14 protein-coding genes are annotated in these 12,263 nt (G+C 64.2%); all 14 read left to right on the top strand.

Translation table 11 applies throughout. The features are described from left to right. Positions 1–20 precede the first annotated feature (20 nt). Positions 21–512 carry a phage regulatory CII family protein gene (locus tag ASC94_RS11865; protein ID WP_056394690.1) on the top strand — a complete coding sequence of 164 codons (492 nt, stop codon included), beginning with the start codon at positions 21–23 and terminating at the stop codon, positions 510–512. After that, a complete protein-coding gene (locus ASC94_RS11870; protein WP_056394692.1) occupies positions 509–3,247 on the top strand; it encodes a DUF5906 domain-containing protein in 2,739 nt (912 codons plus the stop codon). The genes ASC94_RS11865 and ASC94_RS11870 overlap by 4 nt, the downstream gene beginning before the upstream one ends. 282 nt (positions 3,248–3,529) lie before the next feature. Continuing rightward, on the top strand, positions 3,530–3,907 hold the full coding sequence (locus tag ASC94_RS11875) for a hypothetical protein (protein WP_056394694.1): 378 nt from the start codon (positions 3,530–3,532) through the stop codon (positions 3,905–3,907). Positions 3,908–4,276: 369 nt separating this feature from the next. After that, complete coding sequence (locus ASC94_RS11880) at positions 4,277–4,663, top strand: HNH endonuclease (RefSeq protein ID WP_229417240.1); 387 nt, start codon at positions 4,277–4,279, stop codon at positions 4,661–4,663. A gap of 163 nt (positions 4,664–4,826) precedes the next feature. Continuing rightward, positions 4,827–5,330, top strand: coding sequence for a phage terminase small subunit P27 family (locus ASC94_RS11885; RefSeq protein ID WP_056394696.1), 504 nt, complete (start codon positions 4,827–4,829; stop codon positions 5,328–5,330). 5 nt (positions 5,331–5,335) lie between these two features. Next, positions 5,336–7,039: a terminase large subunit gene (locus ASC94_RS11890; RefSeq protein WP_056394698.1), complete on the top strand. Its 1,704-nt coding sequence runs from the start codon at positions 5,336–5,338 to the stop codon at positions 7,037–7,039. Then, a complete protein-coding gene (locus tag ASC94_RS11895) occupies positions 7,036–8,328 on the top strand; it encodes a phage portal protein (protein WP_082616429.1) in 1,293 nt (430 codons plus the stop codon). The genes ASC94_RS11890 and ASC94_RS11895 overlap by 4 nt, the downstream gene beginning before the upstream one ends. After that, positions 8,325–9,077 (top strand): head maturation protease, ClpP-related, encoded by a 753-nt coding sequence (locus tag ASC94_RS11900; protein WP_056394700.1) that lies wholly within the window; start codon positions 8,325–8,327, stop codon positions 9,075–9,077. Before ASC94_RS11895 ends, ASC94_RS11900 begins: the two co-directional genes overlap by 4 nt. Positions 9,078–9,158: 81 nt before the next feature. Then, positions 9,159–10,349 (top strand): phage major capsid protein, encoded by a 1,191-nt coding sequence (locus tag ASC94_RS11905; protein WP_056394703.1) that lies wholly within the window; start codon positions 9,159–9,161, stop codon positions 10,347–10,349. A 51-nt stretch (positions 10,350–10,400) separates the two neighbouring features. Beyond that, positions 10,401–10,592 (top strand): hypothetical protein, encoded by a 192-nt coding sequence (locus tag ASC94_RS32990; RefSeq protein WP_056394704.1) that lies wholly within the window; start codon positions 10,401–10,403, stop codon positions 10,590–10,592. Between the two features lie 2 nt (positions 10,593–10,594). Continuing rightward, positions 10,595–11,152 carry a hypothetical protein gene (locus ASC94_RS11915; protein WP_056394706.1) on the top strand — a complete coding sequence of 186 codons (558 nt, stop codon included), beginning with the start codon at positions 10,595–10,597 and terminating at the stop codon, positions 11,150–11,152. Next, entirely contained in the window at positions 11,149–11,481 is a 333-nt protein-coding gene (locus tag ASC94_RS11920; RefSeq protein ID WP_162251411.1) for a phage head closure protein, read from the top strand. The genes ASC94_RS11915 and ASC94_RS11920 overlap by 4 nt, the downstream gene beginning before the upstream one ends. Next, positions 11,478–11,879: an HK97-gp10 family putative phage morphogenesis protein gene (locus ASC94_RS11925; RefSeq protein ID WP_056394709.1), complete on the top strand. Its 402-nt coding sequence runs from the start codon at positions 11,478–11,480 to the stop codon at positions 11,877–11,879. Before ASC94_RS11920 ends, ASC94_RS11925 begins: the two co-directional genes overlap by 4 nt. After that, on the top strand, positions 11,879–12,229 hold the full coding sequence (locus ASC94_RS11930) for a DUF3168 domain-containing protein (RefSeq protein ID WP_056394713.1): 351 nt from the start codon (positions 11,879–11,881) through the stop codon (positions 12,227–12,229). The genes ASC94_RS11925 and ASC94_RS11930 overlap by 1 nt, the downstream gene beginning before the upstream one ends. Positions 12,230–12,263 lie beyond the last annotated feature (34 nt).

Below are 12,263 nucleotides of genomic sequence, written 5' to 3' on the forward strand. Positions count from 1 at the left end.
AATGTTTTCATGAGGCCATCTTGCCAAGTTTCGTTGATGTTTACATCATTCTTTTCGAAGGTTTCCGTATGAACATACTTGACGCGTTCCACCAGACTGTCCATGGCGCGGACGGCGGCTGCGAAGCCCTGGCCGTTCGCATGGCGATGTCGGCCGCAGTGTTGCGGAACAAGGCAAATCCGAACGCAGCCGCCAACATTGTGGGTCTGGTAGACGCAGACCGTGCCATGGGACTGACCGGTAACCACTCCGTGCTGCACGCGCTCGCTGCCAATCACGGCTACGTGTGTGTGAAGGTGGGTGGCGATGTTGCGCCGTCGGACATGGCAGTACTTGAGATGATCGCCCAGGTCTGGTCGAGTAACGGCAACGTGGGTGCCGCAGTCAACGATGCTCTGGCTGATGGCCGCGTCGAGCAGCACGAGGTTGAGCGCGTGCGCGGGCTGGTGTTCGGCGCCACCCGCGCGCTACATGAACTGGTGGCGCGCATGGAAGGCATGGCCGAGAAATGAATATCGGGGAAGTTGGCCTGGAAATGCACGGCCACGGCTTGCCGGAGCTGCCAGCAGGGCATCCACGTCTGGACGGCAAGATACACCGCTTTGGCAAGGGCAAAAAGGCATGGTACCGACTGCGGTCGATCAGCCTGAAGTCTGGTCAGGAGGTCGTGGTCGGCGCGTTTGGCATCTGGCAAGGGCAAGACCCCGGCACCATTCCGGTAGCCATCGACTGGACCGGTATCAGCGACGAAGAGCGGGTGGAGGCGGAGCGTAAGCAGGCGGTCTTTGCGCAGCAGGAGGCAGATCGCCGCGCGCGGGCCGCTGAACTCGCGGCAGGCCGTGCCCGGCGCCAGTTCACTCAGGCGGTAGCCGTTCAAGACGCGACGGCTGTTCCCTACTTGGTGCGCAAGAAGATCGGCGGCGAGTTCGCGCGCGTTGATGAATTTGGTCAGCTGATCGTGCCGGCCCGGCGCTATGCGAAAGGGCAGCGCGCTGAAGTGGTCAGCGTGCAGAAGATCGCGGTCGATGGCTCCAAGCGCTTCAACGACGGTGCTGATATGATCGGGGCGGCCTGCTTGCTGGGTACCATCAACCCGGAGACGCGGCTCATCGGCATTGCCGAGGGCTACGCTACCGGCCAGTCGGCTCGCATGGCCACGGACTGCTCCTTCCCGGTGATGGTGGCGTTCAATGCGGGCAACTTGGCGGAGGTGGCGCGCCGGCTGCGCGCAGACTTCCCTGGCACCGTGATCCTGTTCCTGGCCGATGACGACTGGCAGCTGGAGCAGCGCTACGTGCGCGACATGGCTGCGGACTACGGTATCGCCGCGGCGCCGCCCATCGACGGCGCAGACCACCACGTGACCACCGAGGACGGCGTTGGCGCCACGGTGCGCGCCACCTGGCGCGAAGACGCCACCGGCACGCGCTATATCGACGTTGACGTGCGCAGCGGGCGGCGCATGCGGACCCCCAAGTTTGAGAACGCCGGCCTGTCGCGCGCTCGCGCCGCTGCCCGCGAAGTGGGCAATGCCTTTGTTGCGTGGCCCGCATTCGCAGATCGCGGCGAGAACAAGTGGACGGACTTCAACGACCTGCATGTGGAGCAATCGCTGGACGACGTGCGCCTGCAACTGGGGGCCGTGCTGGCGCGCATCAGCTCCAGCGAGCCGGTGATCGGCGTGCCCGGCGAGGTTTTCGCGGAACCGGCGCCGCCTCTCCCTGCTTCCCCCGCGCCCCCATCTGAGGATGATCCGGTTGCCCTAAGGGCACCTACGGCAGATCAGTTGATCGCGCACTTCGCCCTGGTGTGGCCCACCACCGATATCTGGGACGAGCTGCGCAAGCAGCGCATGAAGCGATCCGCTTTCAATGCCTGGGTGGGGAAGGACGCGGCCACGGCATGGGAGAAGGACGCGCGCCGCCGCACCATCATGCGCGACAGCCTACCGGCCCTCGTCGGCGGCCGCGCTATTCCCGGGGGCGCCGGGGGCGGCAAGCTGGGCGAAATGCTGGACAATCTCACGCTGCTGCGCGGCACCGAGACCGTGTGGGATGCCATCGGCCAGCAGGTCATGACGCTGGGCGCCGTGCGGGCCGACTATACGGCGGACCTGACCGGCAAGTGGCAGGAGCACGCGCTGCGCAAAACCATCGAGGCGCGGAACCTGGTGTTCGACCCGACGCAGACAGCGGATCCGGAAACCACCGTCAACATCTTCCTCGGCTGGCCCTTGAAGCCGAAGCCAAATGCGGCGCTAGTGGAGCCGATCCTCGCGCTCCTCGAGTCCTTGTGCAGCGCCGAGGACAACGTTGACGAGTGCGTGGCCTGGATCCTGCGCTGGCTCGCGTTCCCGCTGCAGAACCCGGGCGCCAAGATGCAGACCGCGCTGCTCATGTTCGGCGAGAAGCAGGGTACCGGCAAGAGCCTGTTCTTCCAGGACGTGGTGGCGCCGATCTACGGCGACTACGGCACCGTGGCCAGCCAGCACCAGCTGGACTCCACGTTCACCGCCTGGCGCTCGCGCAAGCTGTTCGTTTTGTTCGAGGAGGTGCTGTCCCGCGACGACAAGTATAGCCACAACGGCACGCTGAAGTACATGATCACCGGCAAGTCGATGAGCATCAACCAGAAGAACCTGCCGGAGCGCACGGAGCGGAACCACCTGAACGGCGCGTTCCTATCCAACGAGCCGCAGCCCATCCCGATTGAGCTGGAAGACCGCCGCTTCATGGTGATCGAGGCCCGGGCCAAGCAGTCCAAGGAGTTCTACGACGAGGTCAGCGCGGCCATTGCCGCCGGCGGCGTCGAGGCCTTCTACCACTTCCTCTTGAGCTTTCCGCTCGATGGATTCAATGAGCACACAAAGCCGATGATGACGCTGGCCAAGGAGCGCGTGATCGAGTTCGGCCTGAACGGCTGGATGTCGTTTCACCGGTCCTGGAAGGATGGCTACCTGGCCGCTCCTTACTGCTCCTGCCTCTCCGAAGACCTTTTCAAGATCTACCGGCGCTGGTGCGACAAGACGGGCGAGAAGCCGCTCACGCTGTGCAAGTTCGCCGGGCTGCTGGCTAGCCGCGAACACAAGGTGAAGCGTGCGGTCGCGGTCGGGGCAAAGGGCAAGACCACCAGGATGATCTTCGAGGTCAAGGCGGAGGGAGAGACAGAATCCGTCGAAAAGCAGATCGATCGGTTCCGCAAGCTGGGGGACATTCGCGGCGATGGGATCACCGACGAGCAGGGTTAATTGCAGGGGCGCGCAGGGTTCAATCTCAACCCTGCAACGTCGCAGCCCGCATGAATGCTGGGGTGTAGCAGGGTTAATAGGGTTTGCAGGCTTTCTCCGCGTATGCGCGGATTTTTAAAGTGGCTGCTGCTTGTGTCTTTTTTTTCTCGCATGAGGAACCGGAAACACTGCATACCCTACATGCCCTGCCAAGAGTGAGTGTAGATGCGGGCTTGAGCGTTGCAGGGTTCGGAACAAAGGCAGATCAACCCGGCAACGGGCGGAAATTTAAAGGAGCAGGACATGGTGGCGATTCGTAAAGTTGAAATAGTGGTAGTGCAGCAGGATCCGCTGGACGTGTGCCTGGAGATCTGGCTTGAGTGGCAGCGCAAGCGGAGCCTGAACCTGGGCTTCCATCGCCGGTCAGCCGGTCTGTCCAGCGAAGCCGCAGCGGACTCGGAGCAGCTGTACGACAGCATGGATACCGCCACGGCAGAAGCGGTGGAGGCGATGCTCGCCAGCCTGCCGCGACACCTGGACTGGGCTATCCGCAAGCAGTGCGGCGTGGCCACAGTGTGGCGCTTCGCACAGCTGGACTTCGGGGCTGAGCTGCTTGATGCGCGAGCGCAGCTCCAAAAGAAATTGAAGAATAATATTGCCACGCGAAGTTTTTTTATTTAATATTCACCGCAGATGGGACGGCTCACGTCCCAAGCTTTTGAAAGCCTCGCTAAACGCGGGGCTTTTTGCATTGGGCGATCACTTTGTGAGGCAGGTATGGAAGGCGAAACGCGTTGGGCAGAACGTCCGACCCGCGAGCAGATGGAGCTGGGTGCAGCGCCGCCTGAACCGCCACCCGACCGCGAAGAAATCCGGCGCCAGTTGGGCTGGTACCTGCTGCTGCAGAACGCACGAAACCTGACAGACGAGGATCACGATGACCATCGAAGCTGAGCGCCGATGGTTGATGATTGCGATTGCGTTGGCGCGGCTCCAGGTCGATCTCGGCCAGCGCTTGGTGCGTACAGTCGGCAGCGGCAAGGGCACATAGTGGCGCTGGGGGCAAAGTTCATATGCCGTCGGGTCGGATGCGGCGCGCTGCTCGATTCGCCCGGCTACTGCCCGCAGCACACCAATTCACAACGGCGCGCGGCTGACGCGGAGCGTAAGACCTCAAGCGAGCGGGGTTACGGCTACCGCTGGCAGAAGGCGCGGCACACCTACCTGAAGAACAATCCGCTGTGCGTCGGTTGCGGGAGGCTCGGCATGGTTCGGGCGGCGACCGAGGTTGACCACATCATCCCCCACCGTGGCGACCAAACGCTGTTCTGGGACACCAGCAACTGGCAGGGACTGTGCAAACCCTGCCACAGCCGCAAGACGGCGCGGGAGGACGGCGGCTGGGGCCGCAGCGCACCGTCGGCGCCGCCGGTTTGAGGCCCGCAGGTTCGGACCGGCCCGACGGGCGGGGGCGGTCGAAAGTCCGGGCCGCCGATGGCCTAGACCGTCATGTTCGTCTTTATTTTGGGCGCGCAGGTTATTGGGTGGGGGGTATCAAGAGAGGTAGATCATGGGCCTACGTGGACCAAAGCCAAAACCGATGGAACTGAAGGTTTTGGAAGGCAACAGGGCGCACCGCCCGGTGCCGACGGACGGCGTGCTGCGGCCGCAGGTGGAAATTCCCGACCCACCGAAGTACCTGGGCAAGGAAGCGCGGAAGGAATGGAAGCGCATCACCGCCGAGCTGGCGCGCAACAACATCGTCGCGAAGCTGGACCAGCACATGCTCGGCATGCTGTGCCAGGCCGTGGAGCGCGTGGTGCTGTTCGAAACGGCGCTCACGCGCCTGGCCGTGAAGGCCATCGAGAACGACCAGGACCCGGAGACGCCCTATATTTCGCGAACCGTGCAGGGCTACGAGATGCAGTCGGCCCGGTACCAGCTGCTAAACAAGGAACGCGAGGTGCTGATGAAGCTGCTGGGCGAGTTCGGCCTGTCGCCTTCCATGCGCGCCAAGGTAACGCTCGGCACCAAGGCCGCCCAGCTGTCCCTGTTCGAGGGCGGGGGGGCGGCAAAGAACCCATCCAGTTTTGACGAGTTTTAACCCGCATGAATTTTGTAGACCGCGCCCACCGATACGCAACACGCGTCGTCGGCGGGGAGGTCGTGGCCTGCAAGTGGGTCATTGCGGCGTGCCGCCGCCACCTGGACGACCTGGCCCGCGACGCGCGGGGTGGTTGGCGCTACACATTCGACGCCGCTGCCGCTGACCGGGTGTGCCGCTTCCAGCAGCTGCTCCCGCACATCAAGGGCGAATGGGCGCGGCCGGTGCTGGTGGGCGGGCAGATGGTGTACCCGAAGATCATGCTGGAGGACTGGCAGTGCTTCATCCTCTGCGTGGTGTTCGGCTGGAAGGTGGCCGAGACCGGCAAGCGCCGCTTCAAGCGGGTGTACATCGAGGTGCCGCGAAAGAACGCGAAGTCCACGCTGTCGTCCGGCGTGGCGAACTTCATGCTGACCGCCGACGGCGAGCCCGGCGCCGAAGTGTACAGCGCTGCGACCACGGGCGAGCAGGCGCGCATTGTGTTCAACGACGCCATCACCATGGCCCAGCGGGAGCCGTCGTTCGTGTCGCGCTTCGGCGTGGACATCGGCAAGCACAGCATGTCGGTGCCGGACACGGCCAGCGTGTTCCGTCCGCTGAACGCCGAGGGCAGCACGCTGGACGGCCTGAACATTCACTGCGGCGTGATCGACGAGCTGCACGCGCACAAGAAGCGCGACCTGTACGACGTGCTGGACAGCGGCACCGGCGCCCGCAGCCAGCCCATCCTGTGGATGATCACCACGGCCGGCAGCGACCGCTCAGGCATTTGCTACGAGCAGCGCATCCACGTGACGAAGATCCTGGACTGCAAGTTCGAAGACGACAGCTTCTTCGGCATCATCTACACGATTGACGCCGAGGACGACTGGACGGACCCGGCAGTGTGGGCGAAGGCCAACCCGAACTACGGCGTCTCGGTGATGCCCGACGACATGGAAGAGGCCTGCCGCAAGGCAATGTCCATGGCCAGCGCGCAGAACGGCTTCCTCACCAAGCGCCTGAACGTGTGGGTGAATGCCGACAGCGCCTGGATGGACATGCGCGCCTGGGACGCCTGCGGCGACCCGGCGCTGAACATTGCCGACTTCGTCGGGCAGGAGGCCATCGTCGCGCACGACCTGGCGAGCAAGGTGGACATCGCCGCCAAGATGCGCCTCTTCTGGCGCGACCTGGGCGGCGTGCGGCACTACTACGGCTTCGGGCGATATTTCCTGAATGAGAAGGCGATTGAAGAGGGGACCAACTCCCAGTACGACGGCTGGGCGCGCCGCGGCCTGCTGGTGGCGACGCCGGGCAACGTCACCGACTTCGGCGTTATCGAAGAGGACTTCCTGGACGACGCCCGGCTGTACACGGTGAAGGAAGGCCCGTACGACCCGTTCCAGGCCACCCAGTTCAGCCAGCGCATGGTGGCTGCCGGCCTGCCGATGATCGAAGTCGGCTCGACGGTGAAGAACTTCAGCGAGCCGATGAAGTGGCTGGAAGCGTTGGTGCTGCAGAAGCGCTTCCACCACGACGGCGACGAGCTGCTGACCTGGATGGTCAGCAACACGGTCTGCCACCGGGACGCGAAAGAGAACATCTTCCCCCGCAAGGAGCGGGAGGAAAACAAGATCGACGGGGTCGTGGCCCTGCTGATGTGCCTGAACCGGGCCATCGTGGACGCGGAAACCGACGAAATCACCCAGGGGTTTGTAGAGCTATGACGAAAAATACATCGTGGGACGACGTGCAGCGCCGCGCCGCCACCGAAGGCTCGCCCATCCTGACCAACTGGCGGGCGGAGCGCGAGGCTGCACGGCAGGTGTCCAACGTCGCCTACAGCCAGGACGTGATGGATGCGTTCGGCGTCGCGGCCGGCGGCACAACCGTCTCCGCTACCTCGGCGATGCGCGTTTCGGCCGTCGCCGCCTGCGTGGCCAAGATCGCCGGCGCCATCGTCAGCATGCCGCTCAACGTGTACCAGCTGAGCGCTACGGACATCCCGGAGCAGCGTCCCCGTGACGATCTCTGGTACCTGCTCAACGAGCAGCCCAGCCCCGAGTACACTGCTGCTGCCCACTGGGAGGGCGTCAGTATGGGCCAGCTGCTGCGCGGCGACCGCCACACGCTGATCCGGCGCGGCTTGGCCGGCGAGTTCCGTGAGCTCCTGCCCCTGCCATGGGGCTCGGTGACGCCGATGCGCGACCCGGCCAAGGGCGTGCGCTACTACGTGAACCTGCCGGAGCACGGCATCGCCACCTGGTTCGACCCGTCGGACATTCTGCACTTCCCCGGCCTGGGCTTCGACGATTCCACTATGCGCTCAATGTCGGTCATCCAGTGGGGTGCGCGCAACGCCATCGGCAACGCGCTGGCGATGGACGAATACAGCGGCAAGTTCTTCGAGAACGGCGCCCACCCGTCTATAGTGCTGCAGTCGGCGGGCAAGATGAACCCGCAGCAGATCACCGACCTGCAGACCGCGTTCAACAACAAATATGCTGGCATGCAGAACGCCCACCGGCTGCCGCTGGTGCTCACCGAGGGCATAATGGCGAAAGAGATCAGCCTGTCCGCCGAGGACGCCCAGCTGCTCGACGCGCGCAAGTTCCAGGTGCTGGATATCGCGCGGGCGTTCGGCGTGCCGGGCTTCCTGATCAACGAATCAACCGGGGCCACATCCTGGGGCTCGGGCATCGAGAGCATCGGCCGCGCGTTCGTGCAGTACACCCTGCAGCCTTGGCTGAAGAAGATCGAGCAGGAGCTGAACCGCAAGCTGTTCCCCCGGGATCGCAGTCGCTTTGTTGAATTCGACCGCGACGCGCTGATCGAAGGTGACAGCGCGGCCCAGGCCGCCTACTTCCGCTCCGCGCTGGGCGGCCCGGGCGCGGGCGACGGCCACATGAGCGTCAACGAAGTTCGCCGCAAGAAGCGCTTGCCGGCGATCTCCGGTGGCGACGAGTTTTACCGCGCGCCGCGCGACCAACCAAAGAAGGAAGTGCCCGCAAAATGAGCAAAATCCTGCAGCTTTACCGCGACAACGCGACGCGCCAGAAGGCGCCCGTCAACCTGGTGCGCAACGCCGCCGAGGCATCGCTCTACATCTACGACGTGATCGACTCCTACTGGGGTGTGAGCGCGCTGAACGTGATCGACGCCATCACCCAGGCCGGCGACGCCGAGGTGCTGCACGTCTATATCAACAGCCCGGGCGGCGACGTGTTCGAAGGCCGCGCCATGATGGCCGCCCTGGCGCGCTTCGCCGGCAAGACCGTCGCCCACATCGACAGCCTTTGCGCGAGCGCCGCCACCGGCGTGGCGCTGGCGTGCGACGAGGTCGAAATGTCCGACGGCGCGTTCTTCATGATCCACAACGCCAGCTGCCTCGCCTGGGGCGACAAGACGGCGCTGCGCGAGACGGCTGACCTGCTGCAAAAGGTGGAAGGCTCCATCATCGCCGACTACACCGGCAAGACCGGCAAGAGCGTGGAAGATGTCGCGGCCTGGATGGACGCTGAGACTTGGTTCACCGCCGCCGAGGCGCTGGAGCACGGCTTCATTGACCGTGTCGTCGCGGCGCCGGCCAAGCCGTCGAACGTGTGGAACCTCGCGTCGTTCAAGAAAACTCCCCAGGCCCTGGCTGGTGCGCCCGCCGCCCCGCCTGCTGCGCCAGCGCCTGTCGCTCCGGCGCCAGCGCCGGCAGCGGCGCCGTCCATGCGCCAGGCCAACGTCAACCGACTCGCTTTGCTACAAGCCCTGTAACGCCTCTCGCGCTACGCCCGCCCGGGGTCGTCCACCCCGAAGACAAGGAGCCATAGGCTCCTTTTTTTATGGAAAATCGAAATGACCAATATCCAAGCCCTGCGCGAGAAGATTGCCAACCTCGCCACCCAAGCCAACCACCTGCTCGCCGAGAAGGGCGACCAAGCCTGGACCAAGGAAGACCAGACCAAGTTCGATAACCTGACCAACGAAATCGAACAGACCAAGGCCCAGGTCAAGGCGGTCGAAAAGATGCGCGAGCTGGAGGCCGATCAATTCTTCAACTCGGCCCCGCCGAAGAAGGAAGAGGGCGTGACCGTAGACGCGCTGGTGGCCGTCGCGCTGTTCATCCGCAACGGTGCCAACGTCACGGCGGAGCAAGCCGTGGCAATCCGCAACGCCATGTCCACCACCACGGGCTCGGAGGGCGGTTACACGGTGCCGGCCGAGATTGCCGCGATGGTCATCGAAAAGCTGAAGGCCTACGGCGGCATGCGTGAAGTGGCGACGATCCTGACCACGGCGGGCGGCAACGCCCTGAATTTCCCGACCTCCGACGGTACGGGCGAGGACGGCGAGATCGTTGGCGAAAACGCGGCGGCCGGCAGCGGCGACATCACCTTCGGGACCGTGGCGCTGCCTGTCTTCAAGTATTCTTCGAAGAAGATCGCGCTGCCGGTTGAGCTGATCCAGGACAGCGCAATCGACGTGATCGCCTTGGTGGTGTCGCGCCTGGCGATGCGTATTGCCCGGATTCAGAACAAGCACTTCACCACCGGCGCCGGCACCACCACCCCGGACGGCGTTATCCCGCGCTCCGGCGTCGGCAAAGTCGGCGCCACGGGGCAGATGCTGACGGTGACCTATGACGACCTGATCGACATCAAGCACGCCGTCAACCGCGCCTACCGCGCCAAGGCACGTTACATGATGAACGACCTGAGCGTTGCCATCGTCTCGAAGCTGAAGGACACCACCGGCCGCCCAATCTGGACCCCTGCCATCACGGCCGACGCCCCTGATCTGCTTAACGGCTACCCGGTGGCGATCAACGACGACATGGCCACCATGGCGGCCAACGCCAAGTCGATTGCCTTCGGTGATTTCTCCCAGTACAGCATCCGCGATGTCGCCAACAGCACCACGTTGCGCCGCTTCGACGACAGTGCGTTCGCGCTGAACGGCCAAGTCGGCTTCTGCGGTTGGCAGCGCTCCGGCGGCAACCTGCTGGAGCCGGCGGCCGTCAAGGTGTACCAGAACTCGGCCACCTGATAAACCAGTGGCCGGCGCCCGCCGGCCACTTCAACCCTTTCGGAGAACCCCATGAGCAAAAAAGACAACAACACTGATGGCGATGCCGTCGGTACCGTGCGCGCTCGCGTGCTGGTCGATTGCGTGCACGGCAGCTGCAACGACGTCATCGAGATCGACCCGGCGCTACTCGAATCGCTGGCCGGCGTTCTGGATGCCGACCCGGCCGCCGTAGCCTACGCCGATTCCCTCGCGGCGGGCTAATCGTGGCCGAGATCCGCATCACGCCGCCAGCGGTGCTGGCCGTTGACCTTGCCCTGGTGAAGTCCAACATGGGCATTGATGGCGGCGACTTGGATGCCCTCGTCACGAGCTGGACCAAAGGTGTGATAGCGGATCTGGAACACGAAATCGGCCAGTGCATGATGGAGCAGACCTGGCGCGTCACTGCGGACGGCTTTGGGGACGCAATCACGCTGCCCCATCCAGTGATCGAGATCGCCTCGGTCAAGTACATCGACCCGGACGGTGTCGAGCAGACGTTGGCCGACACCGGCTACCGCGTGCGTCGCGAGCAGTACCAGTCCTCGCTGCTGCCCGCGCGCGGCGCCAGCTGGCCGGCCACGCTGGACGACGTGGACGTTGTGACCATCGAGGTGGTCTGCGGTTACGGCGATACGCCGGACAGCACGCCGGAAAATGTGCAGCTCTACATCCTGGCCAAGATGCGCGAGCAATTTGACCCTGCCACGCGCCTGGAGCGCGACACCGTGCAATCTACCTACTTGGACGGCTTGCTCGACGCATGCCGGTCTTACGCATGAGCCTGGCCGCCCGCCTGAACAAACGTGTCCTGCTGCAAGTGCGCGGCCCGGCGAGGGATGCGGCCGGTGAGCAGGTGGACGCCTGGGTCAACGTGATCACCGAGGGGGACGGGAAGCTGTGGGCAGAGGTGCGCGATGTGAGCGGCCGCGAGTTCGTCGCCGCCGGCGCCACGCAGAACAGCGTGACGACCACGATCACTATGCGGCATCGCCCTGGCGTGCTCCCGGCCATGCGTGTGCTCTACGGCGCGGACATCTACAACGTCGAGGCCGTGCTGGGGCAGGATGGCCGCCAGATTCAACTGATGTGCTCCCGGAGGAGTGTATGAGCTTCAGAATAGACTTGAGCCAGCTTGCTGGCCTGCAGGCTACGGTCGCGCAGTTTGGTGAAAAGGTGCAGAAAGACGTTGCGATGGCCGGTGCAGCCGCGATGGCGAAGGTGGTCTACGACGAGGCGAGGTTGAACGCCTCTCGAAATCGCAAAACGGGGCTGCTGCAAAGCGCGATCTACCGGGCCTATTCGCCGGAAAAGTCGGATGGCACCCTGAAGCTCTACCGGGTCAGCTGGAACAAGCGCAAGGCGCCCCACGGCCACCTGATCGAATTTGGCACTTCCCGGGCGCCGGCATACCCCTTTTTACGCCCCGCGGTGTCTCAGCTACCTGAGGCCGTCCAACAGGCGCGCGCGAAGATGGCTGAGAAATTGCTGGAACTGGAGCAGCCATAGTGAGCCTGGAACCGCAGATTTTCGACGCGCTGAAGCACTTGGTCGCGGACCAGGTGTATCCGGACATCGGCCCGGACGGTGTGCAGCCGCCGTACATCACCTATCAACAGGTCGGTGGCGACGCGGTGAACTATACGGAGGCCGCGCTGCCGGGCAAGCGCAACGCCCGTATTCAGGTCAATGTCTGGGCCGCCACGCGCCTAGCGGCCTCCGACCTCGCCGATCAGGTGGAGGACGCGATGCGCCTTACGGAAGCGCTGCAGACCACGGTGGTCGGATCTCGTGTTTCCGACTACGAGCCAGCCACGAAGCTGCGCGGCACCCGGCAGGACTTCAGCGTCTGGTATTGAGCACCAGCCCCATCTACGACGCTACATTTTCAGC

Origin of the sequence: Massilia sp. Root418 (assembly GCF_001425265.1) — a bacterium.
Lineage (GTDB): Bacteria > Pseudomonadota > Gammaproteobacteria > Burkholderiales > Burkholderiaceae_D > Rugamonas.